Annotated in this window: 19 protein-coding genes; 11 read left to right on the top strand and 8 right to left on the bottom strand. The window is 39.6% G+C overall.

What is annotated here, in order from left to right; translation table 11 throughout:
• The first annotated feature begins 64 nt into the window (after nucleotides 1-64).
• A complete protein-coding gene (locus tag HWV00_RS13400; protein ID WP_211682005.1) occupies nucleotides 65-1,039 on the top strand; it encodes a YheT family hydrolase in 975 nt (324 codons plus the stop codon).
• Nucleotides 1,040-1,066: 27 nt separating this feature from the next.
• On the opposite strand, the gene HWV00_RS13395 is transcribed toward HWV00_RS13400, so the two are convergent.
• Entirely contained in the window at nucleotides 1,067-2,356 is a 1,290-nt protein-coding gene (locus HWV00_RS13395; RefSeq protein ID WP_211682003.1) for a serine hydrolase, read from the bottom strand.
• 304 nt (nucleotides 2,357-2,660) lie between these two features.
• Here HWV00_RS13395 and HWV00_RS13390 point away from each other — a divergent pair, with 304 nt between their 5' ends.
• Entirely contained in the window at nucleotides 2,661-3,134 is a 474-nt protein-coding gene (locus HWV00_RS13390; RefSeq protein WP_211682001.1) for an ASCH domain-containing protein, read from the top strand.
• 45 nt (nucleotides 3,135-3,179) lie between these two features.
• On the opposite strand, the gene arsJ is transcribed toward HWV00_RS13390, so the two are convergent.
• The 4 genes from arsJ to HWV00_RS13370 form a co-directional block, all read right to left on the bottom strand.
• Nucleotides 3,180-4,394 (bottom strand): organoarsenical effux MFS transporter ArsJ, encoded by a 1,215-nt coding sequence (arsJ, locus tag HWV00_RS13385; RefSeq protein ID WP_211681999.1) that lies wholly within the window; start codon nucleotides 4,392-4,394, stop codon nucleotides 3,180-3,182.
• Complete coding sequence (locus HWV00_RS13380; RefSeq protein WP_211681998.1) at nucleotides 4,391-5,398, bottom strand: ArsJ-associated glyceraldehyde-3-phosphate dehydrogenase; 1,008 nt, start codon at nucleotides 5,396-5,398, stop codon at nucleotides 4,391-4,393. Before HWV00_RS13380 ends, arsJ begins: the two co-directional genes overlap by 4 nt.
• Before the next feature lie 68 nt (nucleotides 5,399-5,466).
• The gene (gene arsB / locus HWV00_RS13375; RefSeq protein ID WP_211681996.1) at nucleotides 5,467-6,495 is read right to left on the bottom strand and encodes an ACR3 family arsenite efflux transporter; all 1,029 of its coding nucleotides are present in this window, start codon (nucleotides 6,493-6,495) and stop codon (nucleotides 5,467-5,469) included.
• 6 nt (nucleotides 6,496-6,501) lie between these two features.
• On the bottom strand, nucleotides 6,502-6,846 hold the full coding sequence (locus HWV00_RS13370) for a metalloregulator ArsR/SmtB family transcription factor (RefSeq protein ID WP_211681994.1): 345 nt from the start codon (nucleotides 6,844-6,846) through the stop codon (nucleotides 6,502-6,504).
• Between the two features lie 302 nt (nucleotides 6,847-7,148).
• Here HWV00_RS13370 and HWV00_RS13365 point away from each other — a divergent pair, with 302 nt between their 5' ends.
• The gene (locus HWV00_RS13365; RefSeq protein ID WP_211681992.1) at nucleotides 7,149-8,756 is read left to right on the top strand and encodes a cation:proton antiporter; all 1,608 of its coding nucleotides are present in this window, start codon (nucleotides 7,149-7,151) and stop codon (nucleotides 8,754-8,756) included.
• 83 nt (nucleotides 8,757-8,839) lie between these two features.
• Here HWV00_RS13365 and HWV00_RS13360 read toward each other — a convergent pair whose 3' ends face one another.
• Nucleotides 8,840-9,607 (bottom strand): YdcF family protein, encoded by a 768-nt coding sequence (locus tag HWV00_RS13360; protein ID WP_211681990.1) that lies wholly within the window; start codon nucleotides 9,605-9,607, stop codon nucleotides 8,840-8,842.
• A 174-nt stretch (nucleotides 9,608-9,781) separates the two neighbouring features.
• On the opposite strand from HWV00_RS13360, the gene HWV00_RS13355 reads away from it, so the two are divergent.
• From HWV00_RS13355 to HWV00_RS13345, 3 genes are all read left to right on the top strand, one after another.
• The gene (locus HWV00_RS13355; RefSeq protein ID WP_211681988.1) at nucleotides 9,782-10,672 is read left to right on the top strand and encodes a DMT family transporter; all 891 of its coding nucleotides are present in this window, start codon (nucleotides 9,782-9,784) and stop codon (nucleotides 10,670-10,672) included.
• Between the two features lie 304 nt (nucleotides 10,673-10,976).
• The gene (locus HWV00_RS13350; protein WP_255554556.1) at nucleotides 10,977-13,118 is read left to right on the top strand and encodes a mechanosensitive ion channel family protein; all 2,142 of its coding nucleotides are present in this window, start codon (nucleotides 10,977-10,979) and stop codon (nucleotides 13,116-13,118) included.
• A gap of 241 nt (nucleotides 13,119-13,359) precedes the next feature.
• A complete protein-coding gene (locus tag HWV00_RS13345) occupies nucleotides 13,360-13,572 on the top strand; it encodes a 2-hydroxymuconate tautomerase family protein (protein ID WP_211681984.1) in 213 nt (70 codons plus the stop codon).
• Nucleotides 13,573-13,588: 16 nt separating this feature from the next.
• Here HWV00_RS13345 and HWV00_RS13340 read toward each other — a convergent pair whose 3' ends face one another.
• Complete coding sequence (locus HWV00_RS13340; protein ID WP_211681982.1) at nucleotides 13,589-14,488, bottom strand: LysR family transcriptional regulator; 900 nt, start codon at nucleotides 14,486-14,488, stop codon at nucleotides 13,589-13,591.
• A gap of 174 nt (nucleotides 14,489-14,662) precedes the next feature.
• Between HWV00_RS13340 and HWV00_RS13335 the strand changes: the two genes are divergently transcribed.
• Nucleotides 14,663-15,037 carry a nuclear transport factor 2 family protein gene (locus HWV00_RS13335; protein ID WP_211681980.1) on the top strand — a complete coding sequence of 125 codons (375 nt, stop codon included), beginning with the start codon at nucleotides 14,663-14,665 and terminating at the stop codon, nucleotides 15,035-15,037.
• Nucleotides 15,038-15,165: 128 nt separating this feature from the next.
• On the opposite strand, the gene HWV00_RS13330 is transcribed toward HWV00_RS13335, so the two are convergent.
• Entirely contained in the window at nucleotides 15,166-15,819 is a 654-nt protein-coding gene (locus HWV00_RS13330) for a 2OG-Fe(II) oxygenase (RefSeq protein ID WP_255554554.1), read from the bottom strand.
• A 180-nt stretch (nucleotides 15,820-15,999) separates the two neighbouring features.
• On the opposite strand from HWV00_RS13330, the gene HWV00_RS13325 reads away from it, so the two are divergent.
• From HWV00_RS13325 to HWV00_RS13310, 4 genes are all read left to right on the top strand, one after another.
• Nucleotides 16,000-16,431 carry a DUF4144 family protein gene (locus tag HWV00_RS13325; protein WP_211681978.1) on the top strand — a complete coding sequence of 144 codons (432 nt, stop codon included), beginning with the start codon at nucleotides 16,000-16,002 and terminating at the stop codon, nucleotides 16,429-16,431.
• Nucleotides 16,432-16,445: 14 nt separating this feature from the next.
• Nucleotides 16,446-17,657 carry a sodium:proton antiporter gene (locus tag HWV00_RS13320; RefSeq protein WP_211681975.1) on the top strand — a complete coding sequence of 404 codons (1,212 nt, stop codon included), beginning with the start codon at nucleotides 16,446-16,448 and terminating at the stop codon, nucleotides 17,655-17,657.
• A gap of 69 nt (nucleotides 17,658-17,726) precedes the next feature.
• Nucleotides 17,727-19,385 (top strand): diguanylate cyclase domain-containing protein, encoded by a 1,659-nt coding sequence (locus HWV00_RS13315; protein ID WP_211681973.1) that lies wholly within the window; start codon nucleotides 17,727-17,729, stop codon nucleotides 19,383-19,385.
• Between the two features lie 112 nt (nucleotides 19,386-19,497).
• On the top strand, nucleotides 19,498-20,382 hold the full coding sequence (locus tag HWV00_RS13310; RefSeq protein ID WP_211681971.1) for a LysR family transcriptional regulator: 885 nt from the start codon (nucleotides 19,498-19,500) through the stop codon (nucleotides 20,380-20,382).
• Nucleotides 20,383-20,388: the final 6 nt, after the last annotated feature.

Raw genomic sequence — 20,388 nt, 5'->3', positions numbered from 1 at the left:
CCTACTGTGAATTATGGTGTAAAGTAATGAGTTCATTTTTGATAGTGGGGTCGAAGCGAAAAGAATGACTAAATTTAAACCCGCCTTGGGACTGAGTAATAATCATCTTCAATCAATGTTATCGAGTTCTGGCCCAAGACAAATTTTGGAAAAGCGTCGTGCAGCGGAGCTGTTAAACCGAGCGGTGCAGCATATTATCACCACGCCTCAAGGGGTTAAACTCGAAGGTTTTCTTACTCGAAAGGTGAGTGGTAGCTCATCGTTCAAAGGACTCGCGATTATTCTTCATGGTTGGGAAGGCTGCGCTGACTCACTGTATGTATTATCTAGCGGGCAGAAATTACTGGATGCGGGTTACGATGTGTTTCGTCTTAATTTCCGTGACCATGGTGATACGCACCACTTAAATACTGAATTATTTAACTCATCACGGTTAGAAGAAGTCGCCGAAGCGGTGAAGTATCTATGCGCAGAGTTTGGTGGAAAGCACAATGTATTATGTGGCTATTCACTCGGCGGTAACTTCTGTTTACGGGTGGCTAATATGGCTAAATCAGCAGGTATTCAGCTGCATCAAGCCATCGCTATTTGCCCTGTACTGCATCCTCGCACAACAATGGCTGAGTTAAGTTCTGGCTTCCCACTATATGAGCAATACTTTGTCGCTAAATGGAAGCGTTCATTAATCAAGAAGTTACGTCACCATCCTAAATTAGGCTACGGTAACGCATTAAAGAAACTAAAAACGTTAGATGAAATGAATCTATTTTTTGTTGATGGTTATACGCACTTCACAAGTCGAGACGAATATTTTGAGGCTTATTCGATTATTGATGATGGATTGAGTCAGTTGGCTATTCCGACAACGATTATTACCTCTGAAGATGACCCCATGATTCCACCTGGACACCTTAATGATTTACACCAATCTAAGTGGTTGAGTATTGATTTACAAGTGAAAGGCGGGCACTGTGCGTTTATTAAAAATTGGAAGTTTGAAAGTTGGGCAAGTGATAGAATTGCCGAATTAGCGATGTAATTCGACAACCCAATGCACACTGCTTATTTAACGTGAGCAGTGTTTATTAATACTCGCCATGAAGTTGACCAGAGACGGGATATTATTTGCCACAAGGGGTAAACCAGTATTGAGTAATGATACCGAAATATCACGGTCTGGATCAGCCCACAGCAATTTATTAATTAAGCCAAGATGACCAAATGCCTGGCCACTATTTCTGCCCCATATTCCTACCGGATTCGCGCCTAGCATGAGTCCCGCACTATAACGCATTGGGATCATTAAGGTGCGATCAAACTCTAATGAACCATATTCACGAATCATGCGTCTTATTGTCATTGGCTGGCAGATTTGTTTACCTTCCCAGACGCCATTATTCAGTAACATTTGATAGAAACGCCCCATTTCTTCTGCGGTACCCATCAAGTTTGCTGACGGTATAACGGCTTGTTGAAATATGGGGGTATTACTGACTTCAGCAACACGTTCAAATGAATCACCCAATGCGCGTTTGATAAAGTATGAAACAGGGTACATCGCTTTTATACCCGTCGCATAGTTATCTGCTAAGTCAGCAGCTTGAGTCTCATTTAATCCATAACTAAAGTATTTCATGTTCATCGGTTGGCGAACTCTGACATCAAGAAATTCTTGTATGCTCAAGCCCGTTACTTTATTAATGATACGTTCTAAAACATACCCGCCACTGAGGGCATGATAGGCAAGGCTACCTGTTTGCGTCGCAGGTACTTTTTTGGCACATAGCTGTCGCCAAATTTCATCTTTGTCTGCGATTGCACTCATATCCAAGGTTTTAGGCATGACAGATATACCACTGCGGTGTGATAGTACCTGATGAATACTGATATCTTCTTTACCGTTCTGACCAAACTCAGGTAGATGAAAACTAACTGGATCGTGTAAATCGATAAGCTTGTCTTCATTTAATAAATGAATGAGAAAGGCGGTAACAGCTTTAGACCCTGAAAAATAACAAATAGGCGTTTCAGGCTGCATAAGTCGTGCATTTATTTCTGCTTTATTATTTGGCTTATGCCCGGTCGCATAGCCAATTGAACGGCTTAGAATAATCTTGCCCTGACGGCGAAAACAAAGCGAGATAGCGGGGTGTGTCGCTGTTTTATAAATTTCTTCAATCGATTGCCAGATTTCATCAACGCCATCTTGAGTCATTCCTACGGTTGTCGGATCGACTTCTTCTTCTCGATTGATGGTAGTGACAGCTGATAATGATTCTGGTAAATGGATTGTATTACCAAGGCGTAAATATCTACTTGTATGAACTAAACTTTTCAATCCAAAATCGATAAACATATTCTTAACTCAAGTGTAAGGGGATAACAATGAAGATAGAGTTATATTTTAGAATAAACAATTAGGTTTATTATTTAAAATGGTGAGAGTCTATGATTTGGTATTTACGTGAATGTGTTAGCGATACTTTGTAAAGCCAGTTTTTGGCTTGAAGAATAAAATTCTATTAATTTTGATCTATGTACTTGTTTAGAGTTATAAAGTTCAATACACTCGATGGGTGATTAATGAGTATGATGTTGACACTAACGACATATAAAGTACTTGATAATAAAGAAAATTATGAATGTATAACGGGATCGGTATGGAACAAAAAACGCAAGATTATCTCAATAACTATTTAGATACATTAACTGATTCTGAACGTAAACGTTATACGTCATTTAGTGCTGACTATTTTTGTGGTGATGAAATCAATGCTAATTTGTGTGCCGATCTCGTGAGTCAGGGTATCAAAACGGCCACGTCGAGTATGAAGCATTGGTATGACTCTGGCGAAGAAATGATGCCAACAGAAGGGCATTTATTAGTGGTAACGAATTGGGACGGTGAACCGCAATCAATCGTTGAGATTACCGCAGTGAGTGAATGTAAATATTCGGATGTGACGGCTGAGTTTGCGTGTTCAGAAGGAGAGGGCGATCGTACTCTTGACTGGTGGCGTGCGGCACATTGGGACTTCTTTTCAAACGAATGTGTTGCTGCTGACATCGAAGCTGATGAAAATATGGTATTGGTATTAGAGCATTTTCAAGTCGTGCATGGCGCTGCCGCATAGTATTTTTTGAAGGTTACAGTACGAATACTGTAACCTTATTATTTATTATTCAGCTGTTTCCTTTAGCCTTAATGCAATAACCGCAGAAGCCGCGATAAATAGCGCTGATATCCATAAACACATCTCTAATCCATATAGCTGATACACCCAACCTGATAACACTGTACCAATAAGTCGTCCCATTGCGTTTGCCATGTAATAAAAACCAACATCCATGGACACACCATCGCTACTGGCAAAGTTAACAATTAAATAGCTGTGTAACGATGAATTAATGGCAAACAAACCACCAAAGATCAGTAAACCAACAATAATCGAAAATTGCACATAAAATTGATAATGTAATGCGATCGCAATTAATACGGGGGTCACGGCTAAGTATCCAGCCCATAGACCTGCTGATCTTGGCGATGGAGATTGTCCTGTGAAGCGTGGGGCGATTGATTGTACGAAACCATAACCAATGACCCAACTTGCCATGAACCCACCAACCCACCAATGATCCCAGTTAAATGTGGTTGCTAAGAAAACCGGTAGCGCTACAACAAACCAAACATCACGGGCACCAAATAGAAATAACCGTGCTGCTGATAACCGGTTTATTGCGCTACTTTTAGAGAATATTTCGGTAAACTTAGGTTTGCTTTTCGCTTTACCCAGTTCCGTTTTTAAGCCGATTAAACTGCCCAGCCAAACGAGAAATAGCATTACGGCCATGAGTTGAATTGCCACTTTAAAGCCGAATGTTGTTAGCAAGACACCGCCTAAGAAAAATCCCACCCCTTTGAGTGCATTCTTAGAGCCTGTTAATACTGCAACCCATTGATATAATTTGTTACTGTTATCATTACTGTCTTTTGGAACGAGTAATTTAATCGCACTTTTGGCACTCATCTTATTCAGATCTTTGGCAATACCCGATAAGGCTTGCGCTAACATGACATAAATAACAGTGAGGCTATCAGCGGGAACGGTTAACATCAGCAATGCAATAATTTGCATCGCTAAACCAATATTCATGGTTTTGTTTAACCCGAGGCGTGCGCCTAGCCAGCCTCCAAGCAAATTGGTGATGACACCAAATACTTCATAAAACAAAAATAACATGGCGATATTAAAGGGGCTGTAGCCTAGCTGGTGGAAATACAGTACCACTAACATACGCAATGCGCCGTCAGTTAAGGTAAAAGCCCAATAGTTACCGGTAATCATTAAATATTGTTTTATTTGTGGCGAGATCCCCGCTAATGTTTTCATCATTTGTCTGAGCGACCCACCATTCGAGCTAATTCCGCTGCACGGTTTGCATAACCCCACTCATTATCATACCAAGCGTATACTTTTACTTGCGTGCCATTGACTACCATCGTTGACAAGGCATCAATGATGCTAGAACGTGGGTCCGTTTTATAGTCAATTGATACTAAAGGACGCTCTTCGTAACCAAGGATGTCTTTCAGTTCGTTTCCTGCTGCTTGTTTGAAGTAACTATTCACTTCTTCTGCAGTTGTTTCACGCTCGACTTCAAACACGCAATCAGTCAGTGACGCATTCGCTAACGGTACTCGGATAGCATGGCCGTTTAACTTACCTGTTAGTTCTGGGAAAATATTTGTGATTGCTGTTGCAGAACCTGTCGTCGTTGGAATGAGTGAGGTACCACAAGCACGTGCTCGACGTAAATCTTGATGTGGTGCATCAAGAATAGTTTGGGTATTGGTAATGTTGTGGATTGTCGTCATTGAGCCATGTTTAATACCCAACTTTTCTTTTAATACTTTAACGACAGGTGCGAGGCAGTTAGTCGTACAAGATGCAGCAGTCACAATCGGGTGTAGGTCTTTGTTGTATAAGCTATCATTAACACCCATGACTATGTTCAATACACCTTCTTCTTTGACGGGTGCAGTCACAACAACGCGTTTAACGCCTTGATCTAGGTAAGCTTGTAGCAGTGAAGAGGTTTTAATTTTACCAGATGCTTCAAGCACCACATCACAGCCAGACCAATCTGTATCAGCAACGGCTGTATTACGTGTGCAAGGAATAAAATGATCGTTAATAATCATACGATCACCAAGGAAGTCTGCTTGATGTTCCCAGCGTCCATGGATGGAATCAAAATTAAGTAAATGAGCCAGTGTTTCCGCGTTACCCGCTGGATCATTGATTTGTACAATTTCGATATCATCCCAATTGAACGCTGCGCGCATCGCTAAACGCCCCATACGACCGAAACCGTTAATGCCTATTTTTATTGTCATTTTACTCTCCATGAGACAGATTTAATTATATGTGATTTTCATTAATATATTATGACTAAGTTTAGTGTCTAAGCTTTTGAATAGTCAAATGAATTTTGGCTACGGTTAATTATAGCAACGAGCGATAGCATAATGGGTACTTCGACAAGTACACCAACCACTGTCGCCAGTGCTGCGCCAGAATGTAGACCAAATAACGAGATAGCGACTGCGACCGCGAGTTCAAAGAAGTTCGAAGTACCAATTAAACATGCAGGACCTGCGATGTTATGTGGCAACTTAAGGCGTTTTGCAGCGAAAAATGTGATTGCGAAGATCATGTAGGTCTGCAAGGCAAGGGGGATGGCAATAAGCACAATGGTCTTTGGATCATTAATCAAGGTATTCGCTTGGAAGCCAAAGAGTAAAACTACCGTTGCTAGCAAGCCTAAGATAGACCAAGGTTTTAACTTCGCCAGGGTATGTTGAATCGCTTCTTTGTCATCTGATTTATTTAATCTTTTACGTGTGAGGATACCTGCTATTAATGGCAGAACGACATAGAGTACAACAGAGAGTAGCAAGGTTTCCCAAGGCACATTGATATCACTTACTTCTAATAAAAATGCTGCGATAGGTGCAAATGCAAAGACCATGATGATATCGTTCACGGATACTTGTACTAAGGTGTAGTTAGCATCGCCTTTTGTCAGTTGTGACCATACAAATACCATCGCGGTACAAGGCGCGACACCCAGTAAGATCATTCCGGCAATGTATTCTTGAGCAGAACTAGGATCAACCATTTCAGCAAAAAATACTTTAAAGAATAGCCAAGCAAAAGCAGCCATGGTAAAGGGTTTGATGATCCAGTTAATGAATACAGTGAGGAATAACCCTTTTGGATTTTTACCTACATCTTTAATCGCAGAAAAGTCGATTTGCACCATCATTGGGTAAATCATGATCCAGATAAAGATAGCGACAACTAAATTAACGTGCGCAATTTCTAAACCAGCAATAAGCTGGAATACATCTGGTTGCCAAACCCCTAAAATAACCCCAGCGGTAATCGCAAGCGCGACCCAAACTGATAAATACCGTTCAAATATACCCATGATCATCTACTCGCAGTGTTGTTTTCGTTCTGGGCGGCTACCCGTATCGTTAAGTCGCTGTATGTCCGCAGTGATTAAACTGTTATTTTGTTGCGAACTCAGATCTAGAATTGCTTTTTGCCATGCTGGCAATGTTGGATTGATGGCATAAAATACCCATTGTTTGTATTTTCTATCAACGAGTAAGCCTGATTTACGGAGTTGTGCTAAATTACGTGAAATACTCGGCTGACTTGCACTGATGGCTGAAATTAATTCACATACGCAAAGTTCTTTTTCAATATCAATTAGCATCAATATTCTTAGTCGAGTTTCGTCAGAAAGAATTTTAAAAAGTTGTGTCGGTTTCATATTGTGTCACTCACATACGATTTTTGTTATATTCAGTATATGTTCAAAATATTATATGCGTCAAATGTTATATTCGATATTTGTTATATTGTATTAACCGCTTGGATATGAATAATTGTTATATGTAATATAAATTTAATACCTAAGTAGTATAAACAGATTGTTCTATTCCATTAATTATCTTAAAATTAACAAACTAATTTAATGTTTTAGTTCAAGAAAATTGTTATTGCCTTGATCATGACAAATACTTTATTTTGATTATTCTCAGTCGCTCGTTCACTTCATATAGGCCACCGTTCATGGATACGACTCTTTTACTTTTTATCGCCACAGCATTTAGCTTTGGTATGGTTGTTAATCTAACGGGTTTACCGCCCATGGTTGGCTTTTTGTTAGCAGGCTTTGCGCTTAACTTTTTTGGTTTTGAAGCGACTGAAGGATTACAAACTTTTGCTGATCTTGGCGTCACACTGTTATTGTTCTCTATTGGTTTAAAGCTCGATATTCGCACCTTATTTAAAGCGGAAGTGTGGGGTGGGGCAAGTATTCATATCTTTGGTAGTATCGCTTTTTATGCGGTTTGTTTGTTCATCTTAAAACAAGTCGGGCTCACCTTCTTCATTAACTTAGATACGTTTTCGCTCGTACTGGTTGCGTTTGCGCTGAGTTTTTCAAGCACGGTATTTGCGGTTAAAATTTTAGAAGAAAAGAGTGAGACAAACTCGTTATACGGGCGTATCGCGATTGGTATCTTGATCATGCAAGACATCTTTGCTGTCGTTTTCTTAACGGTATCAGTGGGTAAAATCCCGTCTCTTTTTGCGGTGATATTGTTAGCGCTACCTTTGATTCGTCCACTGTTGTTTAAGTTACTCGATAGAGTTGGTCATGGTGAGTTACTGGTCTTATACGGATTCTTCCTTGCATTAGTATTGGGGGCTGGCCTATTTGAATCGGTAGGGATGAAAGCTGACCTTGGTGCCTTGATTGCTGGCATGTTGTTAGCTGGTCATGGGAGTGCGAAGCAGATGGCGAGGGCACTGTTTAATATGAAAGAGATGCTGTTGGTTTGTTTCTTCCTCAGTATTGGTTTAGGTGGATTACCAACGGTTGATCACTTATTAGTTGCGGGTATTTTAGCTGTATTCTTATTCGGCAAAATTGCTTTGTACTTCTTCACGTTAGTTAAGTTTAAATTACGTTCTCGTACTTCATTATTTGCAGCGTTTTCATTGGCAAACTACAGCGAGTTTGGTTTGATTGTTGCGGCACTTGCGACTTATAAAGGCTGGTTATCTCAAGATTGGCTGATTATTACAGCGTTGGCTGTGTCGCTCAGTTTTGTTATCGCATCATTACTGAATAAGTATGCGGATGCTATCTATAATCGTTTTACGGACAAGTTAGCACGTTTTCAAGCCTCTGATTTACATATTGATGATCGCCCTGTTTCCCTTGGTGATGCTGAAATATTGGTGATGGGTATGGGTCGTATTGGTATGGGTGCCTACGATGAATTGAAAACCCAATACGGTGACAAAGTATTAGGGCTTGATTACAACAATCAAAAAACCTTAGCTCATTGTGAATCGGGTAGACGAGTGATTACGGCCGATGCGTTAGATACTGATTTTTGGAATAAGTTAGAAATGACTGATAACATTAAATTGGTATTATTAGCGATGCCAGATCATCATGGTAATCATTATGCCGCAGAGCAGTTACATAAAATGGATCGTTGTAGTTTTCAGGTGGCGGCACTGGCTCACTTTAAGAGTGATGAAGATGAATTGAGAGCGCTTGGTGTTAACCCTGTTTATAACATGTATCAAGAAGCGGGCTCTGGTTTCGCACACCATGTGTGGACTGAACTTAAAATTCCAGCAACTGGTGTTGTTGATAAGTAATATGAATGACCGTTAATCAAGGGTTGTAAATACAGTAATAAGGCACGCGTATTGTAAATGGATACGAGTGCCTTTTTCTTTAGTTATGCATCGCCAGCTTTAACTCGAGCTTGGTTCGCACCTAGCATGTTGTAAATATCATATCGAATAAAACCAATCCATTCGTGCAGGGCAAAATCAGTCAACGCAAAGTTATAACCTAATGGTATCCATGCTACTTGAGCAGACATGTAGTCAGCTCTGATTGGTGTAGCACGCACGCCAAAGTGTTCAAAATACAGCTGGCTACGCTTTATGTGTAATCCTGACGATACCAGTACGCTATTATCGAAATTACCTTCTCTCAATATCTCACTGGTGAATTGGGCATTTTGCCATGTATTAAGGCTGTTGGGTTCGGTAATAATATCAGCAGAGCTAATGCCAATCTCAGTTAAGCGTTTTTTATAAACGGCGGCTTCTGTTGTCCCTCGTTTATGGGTATCGCCACCACTGACAATAATCTTACATTGTTGTGCTACGCCAATACATTCGTTGTAAAGTTTAGCGGCTTCGTGGATACGTCCAAATGCATGAAAAGGTGGTTCGATAATCGCATTAATATTGTCTCCGACTTTTTCTAAACCTGCACCAAGCATAATAATGGCGTTATTATCTTGCCATTGTATTGTTGGTTTTTGCGCATAGTCTTGCTGTAATTTATCCAGTAAATATTTAGGGATAACATCTGTGCTGATAAGCAGTATGAGTAAAACAGTACCGTATAATACAACTGACTTAGCGCGATTAAAGTTAAAGAAACGGAGTAATAAGAAGATAATAATAAGTAATGAGATAAGCAGCAGGCTCATTGATTGTCCTTGTTGAAGTCGGTAAACACAGAATTTTCATCGCAGTATAAAGCAATAAAATAATTTATCATTGTTTAAGTTTCTGGTCGGATGCTTATAAACAGCTGAAATTTAATATTAATATAAGCATGTTGCTTTTATACTACTGCACATAAACTTAATTAGGGACAGATTATGGATAATTCAACACGACAGGGATATTTGGCTGCATTTGGTGCAGTGCTGATCTGGTCAGGGTTTATTTTAGTATCAAGGATGGGAGGGATCAGCCCGCTACTATCTTATGATGTGATTGCTATTCGTTATGTAACATGTGCCGCTTTGGTATTACCTCTCTGGTGGTTTAAATTCCGATTTCGTTTATGGCAACCCAAGTTCATTATTTGCAGCTTATTTGGCGGCTTAGGTTATGCGTTATTCGCCTTTCAAGGATTTGAAACAACGCCGGGTTCACAGTCCGCAGTATTGTTACCTGGCTTGATCCCTGTGATGATTATTGTTTTATCTGTGGTGATAAATAAACAACGTCACCCGTGGAGTAAGTGGCTTGGCGTAGGCATCATCACATCTGGTATTACGGTGTTATTTTTACAAGAATTCCTCGCGCAAGGTTCATTATCCATTGGCCATTTAAGCCTGACTGGTGCTGCGTTTTGTTGGGGGATATTTTCGGTGCTATTAAGCCGCTGGCAAGTTACACCGTGGCAGGCAACGGCAAGCCTCGCGATGATTACGTGCAGTATTTACATGCCGATTTACTTGCTTTGGTTACCGAGTAACATCAGTTTGGAGTTGATTAATGCAGGATTGTGGCGCGATATGTTATTACAAGGCTTTTATCAGGGTTTCATGGCAACAATAGTACAAATGCTGTTGTACGTGCGCGCGGTGCAAATTATTGGCGCTGCGAACATGGGCACTATGATGGCGATGGTCCCTGTGATTGCCGGTATCAGTGCGTTATTTGTGTTTGATGAACCGGTTAAGTTAAGTCTGCTTGTAGCTATGGCGGCGGTGAGTATCGGTGTTTGGTTTGCGAATACGCAGTATTTTAATCGTGGGTAGTGTGTGGTGGACTGAATTTAAATATAGGTAACATGTTAAACTTAGCAGGCTATTTAAGAACATGAACAAATCAATCACGAGGAATAAAAGTGGAAATCAGCATCGATGATATTATGGAGATAGAAACACCATCTGCGGTGGCTTGATCATTCATTTCCATTTTATAACTCGCGTCTTAAATTATATTAAACACTGGTACTGTATTATGAAACTATCGTTTTTCGAACTTAGCTATTTCAATTCTATTAGATACTTCATTGTTTGCTTTTTTGTATGTTGCTCAACATTAGTGTCGGCTGAAAACATGAGCCAATCAACGGCGAGTGAATCGCCTTCTATTAGTAAGTCTGTCGATCAACAGATGTCAATGTTATCTGACACACAAGCGAGAGTGCTATTGCGCGAAGAGCTGAATAATAATCAGCTTAAGAAGGCAAATGAATCAAGTAACATGACGGTGTTGACTGTTATAAATGCGAGTTTGGGAAATACGCTTTTTGCTTTTGAAGATGCCTTAAGCAAGATCGTAAATATAGATAAGGCTATTGATGATTTAACTGCGGTATTTATTCAAGATTTTAAACAACCTCAGCAGCTGCTCTACTCTTTTTTGCAACTTATCATATTATTATGTGTTGCCTTTGTTATCGAAATTATATTCCAGAAGCTTTTCCAACAGTATAAAGCAAAAACTAAATATAATGATAATACATTAAAAGTCAGCCGCTTATTATCATTAGGAAAAATTACGTTTTCTAGATTAGTTGGTATAGCTGTTTTTTATGGTACTTGTAAATTAGTGCTGCCTTATATATTTACCCAGCATAGTATGCTTTTAACTGCAGGCGCCTTGTTAGACTACATAATGATTGCCCGTTTAACTTATATTGGTTGTGCATTCTTTTTCGCACCTAAGCATTCAGATTTGCGTTTGTTCAACCTAAATGACACTTTAGCTCGAAATTTACTTAATCGGTTAGTTTTAGTGAGTTTACTTTCTGCCTTAGGTGTATTTATAGAGTTGTTTGAAGATCTCGGAATACCACAAGAGCTATATAAATTAGGTTTTTGGACAAATGTTGCTTCTTATCTCGCCATGATTATTACCGTCTATCTCAGCAGAGAAGGCATCAAAAAAATGCTATTACACCATGATATTCAAAATAGTAAACAACGGACTTTATTCGCTAATATCTGGCCAGCATTAGTAATCACTTGCATTGTATTGGTCTGGTTCACCTTAGAAATAGTGATGGCTAATGTGGGCTTTGATGATGATATCGTCTACGCGGCGACTTTTACTATGCTAGTTATATTAGCAGTGCCCTTTTTTGATATTGTACTTATAACACTCGTGGATAGCCGTAATCCTATTGATATTGACCAATCAAATACTCAGCATGAACTCAACTTGTCGTTAAAAATAAGTATTTTACGTATATCAAGAATTGTTACTTTTATGAGTATTGTGTTTATATTATCTCTGCTATGGGGGATAAATTATTTAAGTATTAGTTCTCAAGGCCTTATTGCGACAACGATCATTAGGGTTATCGAGGCGGCTACCTTCTTACTGTTTGGCTTGATTTGTTGGGAAATCGTTAATATCTATATTCAGCGTAAATTAGCGCAAGAACTACCAGATGGAAATGAGGATACAATGGATTCAGAGGGAGGGCAGGGATTATCTCGAACTGCAACCTTGCTGCCTCTTATTAAAAATACAATGGCATTTTTCATTTTTGTTTTAGCTGTATTTAGCGCCCTATCCACGTTGGGAGTTAACACGACCGCACTACTAGCAAGTGCTGGTGTGTTAGGTTTAGCCATCGGTTTTGGCGCTCAGACCTTAGTCAAAGATATAGTATCCGGTGTGTTTTTCCTGATTGATGATGCCTTCAGAATGGGGGAGTATGTGGTTATTGGGAGCACTAAAGGGACGGTTGAAAAAATCGCATTGCGCTCATTGAGATTAAGACATCACCTTGGCGCACTGCACACGATTCCTTACGGAGAGATTCCAAGTTTAACCAATCACAGCCGTGATTGGATTATTATGAAATTACCTTTTCTTGTTCCTCACCATACAGACATAAATAAAGTTAAAAAGTTATTCAAAGTACTAGGGAAAGAGCTTTTAGCACACCCTGAACTAGGTAAAGATTTTATTGAACCCTTCAAAAGCCAAGGCGTACAATCAGTAGATGAAGTCGGCATGTTAATACGAGGAAAGTTTACCTGTAAACCTGGCTGTCAATTTATGATTAGAAAACAAGTCTATCTGCGGGTACAGCAAATCTTTGCTGAAAATAATATTGAGTTTGCTAAGCGCAAGGTGGAAGTACAATTGCCAGAGGGCATACATCCAGCGCTGATTACGCCTTTAAGCGCTGCAGCGGGCTCTGCAGCAACGATTGTTGAACGTGTAGATGAATCAGATTTTTAATGTGATAAGATCGGGAACTCACAAATCATTCCTGATAATCTGGCCTGATTTAATCATCTTAAGCGGAACTAAGGCAGTTGGCTCTGTTAATTATAGTGACGTGCTTTTCACCGTTAATGTCCAGTAATGACTTAGAAGAATAGCACTAAGCTAAATCCCTAAAAAACCAGAATCCTAATAGCATAATCAAATAATCTCAGGTAAGGTATTAATTTGTAAAGGAATGCAGGAGATTTAAATTATGCCGTATATCAATATTAAAATCACAGATGAGCAAGTGACGAAAGAGCAAAAAGCGCAGTTGATCGCTGGTGCTACTCAATTGCTGGTGGATGTATTAGGGAAGAATCCGAAAACCACTGTAGTTGTTATCGATGAAGTGAATACCGATAACTGGGGTATCGGTGGCGAAGTTGTAACGGAACTCCGCCAAAAAGCTAAATCTAGCGACTAGGCATACATAGTGTGTATTACCCAAGTCGTTTAGCAATGGCCGCTATCGCCATCGTCACGCCAATTGGTACTGCAGCTTGATAAGAGTGCAATGCATAGACATTGACCTTGTTGAGTTGATAGTCTGGTAATAGCTCGGTTAACGCGTGGGTATGCTTAGCAAATATAAAATCCGGAATAATACCAACACCAAAACCTTGTTCTAACATGCTAAGACAAGTGGGAAGGGTGTTGGCTTTATGATGAGTTTTAAAGCTCAATTCACAACTCTGTGTACAGGCCTTATTAAGGCTACCTTTCTTATGGGTAAAAGTATGATGAATCGACTTTTCTTGCCAGTGATTAGCGACGTACCTGATATTATCCATTTTTAATATTTCGATATCACGCTCACAAGCTTTAACGGTTTGCAACGAACCACAAAGCACATCCCTAAAATCACCAATCCGTTTTTGTTTTAGATTGCTTATCTTAGACTCGCCAACCCGTATCGCAATATCAATGCCTTCTTGCATTAAATCAGAACGCCCATCATGACTAATCAGCTCGAGTTCAACGTCTGGATAAGCATGAAATACTTCGTGCAGAGCGGGTAAAACTAAATGGTCCATCAACGCATGGGGTGCAGTGATCTTGATTAACCCCTGTGGGGATACTTGTAATTGCTGAGCATCTTGCCATGCTTGTTCTGCTAACTCGTGCATAGTGCAACACTGTTGATAGAAGTGCTCACCTGCGGTTGTGAGGCTTTGTTTACGTGTCGTGCGTTTGAGTAAAGTGACGGCAAGCTCAGACTCTAGCTGCTTTAAGTGCTGGCTGACAACTGATTTAGAGACGTCGAGCTTCTCTGCCGCTTTGGTTATCGAACCGAGTTTGACGACATACATGAATACCGTCATTTGTTTAAGTTTACTCATGATTGCTAGATCCTGTTATTGCCTTATGGTGCTATTGATTTTGTTGTTCTATTTATTTTATTACTGTTCTATTTATTGTTCTGTTTATCTTAACAGTGATTTCTGATTAGTCTGTTTTTATTTGTTAATTATGGCGCTAAAGTAACAGCCATACACTTCATAGGAGAAACCACAATGACACAAGATCAAATCTTATCAGCATGTAAAACAGCAATCTCAGCATGGCAGACAGCCTTTAATAATCAAGATGCAGCAGGTTGTGCAGCGCAATATGAAGAAGGCACAGTTATGCACGCACGTCCGTTTGGTACATTTACCGGCCGTGAAGAAATTCAAACATTCTGGCAAGGTATTATTGACCAAGGTTTTAATGACGTTGATTATACTGATATTAAATGGGTAGCAATGAATGATGACAGCTATGTATTAACAGCAAAATGGACGATGAATAAAGCATTCGGTGAAGTTCATCACGAGCAATGGCGTATTCAAGCAGATGGCAGCGCGTTATTAGCAGCAGATGATTTTGAAGTACAAGGCGAGCGCTAAGCTAACGTATTATTAGGAACGGTCTTTTTATGAATCACTATCTTTGTCGATAGGGTTTGTAATAGATTGACTTAGTAGATAAAAAAGGCGAATGATAGAGCTATCATTCGCCTTTTTTTGGTTTGGTATTATGACGCAGGATCGACACTACCAACCATTGAATTATTTGTTCTAAACCAGCCCGCAATTGAATAGCGTTCTGATTCAGCCGCCAGTACTTCATGTGGAAAACGCTCACTTTCAAATACCACTAAAGTACCTGATTTGGGAGCTACACGCGCAATCACGTCATCTGAATCTTGTGCGTAAACAAGCAGCTCTCCGCCAGCTTTTGGCGTATTTAGGTAACAAACGGTGGTAAATACACGGTTTGATTTGCCTTTAAATGCATCGAGATGTTTTTGATAAAAATCACCGATTTCATATTTCGCGTAATGACATTCATAGTCAAACAAACCTAAGAAGAAGTTACGGTTTACTTCTAATCTGAGCTCATCCGTTAATGTCATAAAATCAGCTTGAGCAGGACTTGCGCCTGTTAACCATAAGGTTTTATCTTTACGAATCTGTGCATTTAGCTGCGAATCTTGATGACGACCAATACCTGCTGCTTTAAAATCCGGTTGGTTTTCAAGGCAATCAGTTAGTAGTCGTTCAATCACACCCTCAGGAAAAGCATCTTCGATAACAGCATAACCATGTTCATGGATATTATCTAAAATAGTATCCATCGTGGCACGAAAGTTATTTTTTAATGTTATTTGTTCTGTTTCCACATTCATTAATTATGCGAGCAAATGATAGCGGCATTATACTCGGTTTAGTGCACATAAATATGATTAAAGATAACAATCGTGTTGATTGCTTGTATCGTCAGCTTAAGTAATTGAATTCGATAACTGAAATCGCGATGACAAGCTGTTACAGTGGTATGACATGAGCAAGTTATTAGGGCGTCGTAGATGGTGAAGTGGCCAGCAGTGATCAAATATCAGGGTGAGGATGAACTCATTTATATTGAGTCGTTAGCCGAGTGGCAAAGTGATCCTGATTTATGCGAATCAAGTTATGAAGTAGAAGATAGGTTAATCGATGCTAGTGGCGCGCTATTTTCATTTTCGAGTCAACGATCAATAGCTAAATTAGTAATAACTAAATCAGCAATAGCTAAATTATCAATAACTCAAAAATCGATAACTAAAGCGCCAATAACGAAAACGTCGGAGATGCAACCTGAGGCGTTTGTGGATTTAGACGAGTCGATAGGTGTGATTGAGTTTGTCGAATTAGTACGTAAACATGCGGTACTCGAAAATTACTGTTGCTCAGCAAAACTAAATGCAAGAACACATCAACAAGTTATTGCGATGGTAAAAGAAATTAATTCAATTTAGAAGGCGTTAAAATCATGGATGAACATGTTGTTATTTTGATTATTGCTTTAATCGTGTTGTTCTATGGTTTTATATCTCGGAAATTAGCACAGTTTGATATATCAGGTCCGATGGTATTTACCGTATTAGGCCTTATTTGTTCACCGTTTGGTTTACATATCACGGCTGTTGAGGTTGATGCTGAATTTGTTACTGTACTGGTCGAAATTGCATTGGTGTTGGTATTGTTTAGTGATGCGGCATTATTAGATCTTAAGTTATTACGACGTTCGTGGCATATCCCTGCAAGATTACTCTTTATTGGCCTTCCTTTGACCATTATAGCGGGAACAGCTGTCGCGGTATGGTTATTTCCAGAGCAACCGCTGACTTATATGCTCTTGTTAGCGCTGCTGTTAACCCCGACAGATGCAGCACTGGGTAAAGCGGTTGTATCAGATCCTAAAGTGCCAAAGATGATCCGCTCCAGTATCAATGTTGAAAGTGGTTTAAACGATGGCATTGTTTTTCCTGTGGTATTAACAGTTGTAACCCTGATCACCAGTGGTCTGACTAAAGCGGATAATTATGGTTGGGTTTGGTATGTTGCCGAGCAAATCGCCTTTGGCATGATCGTCGGTGGTGTAGTGGGCTATCTTGGGGCTAAATTGTTAAATAAAGCAATTCAGCATCATTGGATCGAAGAAAGCTATCAAAATCTAATTCCTATCGCACTCGCCATTCTTGCTTTTTATCTTGCAGAATTATTTTTAGGTAATGGTTTTATCGCGGCGTTCTTTGCAGGGCTATATGTGGGAAATACAAGTCAGCAAGCGCGAGTACATATTGAAGAATTTGCAGAAAGTGAAGGGGAGCTATTTATACTCATTAGCTTCTTTTTGTTTGGGTTGGCATTTGTACCGCTGACATTACATGATATTAGCGTCAACGTGGTGATCTACGCCTTATTAAGCCTAACTGTATTACGCATGTTACCTGTGATGATCTCGCTGATAGGCACAAAACTCGATTTCGCTAGCCGGATATTCATCGCTTGGTTTGGACCTCGAGGTATCGCTTCTATTTTGTATGTGCTTATTGTCGCGCATAACGTCGGTGATATAGGTGGTTTTGATATTGTGTATTCGGTGGTGACGTTGACCATCTTAATGAGTATTTTTGCGCATGGATTGACGGCGCAGCCTTTTGCTAATATCTACAGTAAGCAGCATCGAGATAGCGTTTAATCTTCAGAACTAAAATTATGTACTAATATTATTAAAGTTAATAACTTAGATACTCATCATGGAGAGATAATGTATTCTAGTTTACGATTAAAGCTTGCGATTGTGAGCGTGACAGTAGTAGCGATGACTTTATCTAGCTTAAGCGCGCTGTTTCTTTATGAACGAGAAACAAATACGATTAATCGTGAATTCCAGAAGGATGTCGATGAGCGGGCAGCTTCTATTTATAGAGAACTATCAATCAATTTTGAAACCCTTCGGTCGTTAGCAATCTTGTTTAACGGCGATAACATCCCCGATCATGCTCGATTCCAACTTGAAGCGAAACAGATATTAAGCCGCCATGATGATATAAAAGCATTAGAGTGGATCCCGAGAGTGAAGCATGCTGATCGTGAACCATTTATCACAAAAAATCAAAAAAATTACCCTGGTTATCAATTCAGAGAACGCAACGAACAAGGTGAAATGATCGATGCAAAAGAACGACTAGAGTACTTTCCTGTTGCTTTTGTCGCGCCTCTTGCAGGTAATGAGACAGCAGTAGGGTTTGATATTGCATCAACTTACGATCGTTTGGTTACGTTAAAAAAATCACGAGACACAGGTATGGAGTTGGCAACCTCAAGCATTGTACTTGTTCAGGATAGCGATGGAAGCAAAGGGTTTTTAGCCTTTCTACCCGTTTATCGCGGTGATAGTTCGACGGTTGAAGCTCGCCAAAAAAACCTATTGGGTTTTGTACTCGGTGTTTATTGTATTAAGGACATTTTCACGAGTTCAGCATTAACCAATAAAGCCATAGGCATGCAAATGACACTGGTTGATAAAACGTCGAGAAAAGGACCTGAAATACTATACCGCCATCGTTCTCGGATAAATGCTGCAATTAATAATAATTTTACCTATCGCAAAGACCTGCCTGCTATTTTGGGACGTAAATGGTGCTTAATGGCGAAGCCGACTACCACGTATATTGAATCAAGAAGAAGTGTATTACCTCAAATGGTGTTTGTAATTGGACTCGCTCTAATGCTATTGATTATATGGTATATAAGAATGAGCATTCAGCGTACTGAGGTCATTAAGTCACTAGTGACAAAAAAGACTAACGAGCTAGTTGAAGCGAATAATAAATTAGAATTATTATCTCGTTCAGATAAATTAACAGGTATCGCTAATCGCCGAATGTTGGATGAAACATTAGAAAAAGAGTGGTTAAGGGCAATAAGAACAAAATCACGACTTTCGTTTATTCTTATCGATATCGACTTTTTTAAACAATATAACGACAATTATGGTCATGTTATGGGCGATGAATGTTTACAAAAAGTCGCGGTTGCGTTGAATAATGTGTCACGTCGTTCAAGTGACTTAGTTGCGCGTTATGGTGGCGAAGAGTTTGCGCTTATATTAGCGGGAACAGATAATGCGACCTCGGTTGCCGAAGCGTGTCGACTTGCTGTTCTCGATTTAGCTATCCCACATTTGCATTCGAGTTGTGAAAATGTAGTCACCATTAGCGTAGGTACTTGTAGCTGTATACCTGAACTTACTTTAGATCATCATATGCTTATTAAAACAGCAGACAAAGCTTTGTATAACGCGAAAGATATTAGTCGGAATAAAGTGTGTGAGATTGAATTAAAAGGCACGACCCCTAACGTCATTACGTATAATAAATTAACCTTGGTTAAGTCAAACTCTAGCCGTAATAAAGGTGATTAATCATTTAAGTAATCGGTCTACTTTTGCTTTTTATGCATGAATGTTTTATTGTCAGCTGGAATAATTCATTGCCTATGTGCTAGGCAAATCGTCATAGTAGGTAAATAAGCTAATGAGTATGATCACTCGATTACACTATTTTAATTGTGTTGTAGAAACGGGCAGTATCTCTGCTGCAAGCCGTGTTTTTGATGTACAGCCATCCTCAATATCTAGGCAGTTAGCCGCGTTAGAAGCTGAATTAGGTATCCGATTACTCAACCGTACGACACGCAATATTGGCCTCACTGAGGCTGGTTCAACGTATTATCACTATTCTCAACGCATAGTTGCAGAGCTTGATGAAGCAAATCGTGCCGTGAATGATTTACAACAGAGCCCAAAGGGTAACTTGAAAGTGAGTATGACGGTTGGCTTTGGTGAGTCTTCCGTATTACCCCTCGTGCCAGGGTTCATGAAAGCCTTTCCAGATGTGAATATTGAATTAGAACTCACAGAAAGAGTTGTAGACTTAGTCGAGGATAATGTCGATATTGCAATACGTAGTGGGCGCTTACCTGATTCTAATTTAATTGCCAGTAAGCTTGTCGATAATGACTTTTTATTATGCGCTACACCGGAATATCTAGCAAAGCATGGAACGCCAGAAACACCGGATGATTTAATTAACTTCGACTGTATTTGTTATGGCTATAGTGGCTGGCGTGATTGGTTCTTAATGGACGACAAACCTCGGAAGTTGTCGATTAACGAAAGTTTGATCGTGAATTCGGTTAACGGCCAAAAGCAACTTGTATTAAACCATGCAGGATTAGTATTAGCTGCGCGTTGGGCGGTGAATGATGAACTTAATAATGGCAATTTAGTACAAGTGCTAGCACAGCATTGTTTTAGCCCTTATGAGAAGTTAAGTGCAACGTATGCGCTGTATTTAAAACGTGATCTTATCTCACCTAAAATTAGGGTGTTTTTAGATTATTTAAAACAACATTTGTGATGTTAC

This window comes from Moritella sp. 24 (assembly GCF_018219155.1).
Lineage (GTDB): Bacteria > Pseudomonadota > Gammaproteobacteria > Enterobacterales > Moritellaceae > Moritella.
The sequence above is the reverse complement of the archived record's forward strand: the minus strand, read 5'-3'. Positions and strand labels throughout refer to the sequence as shown.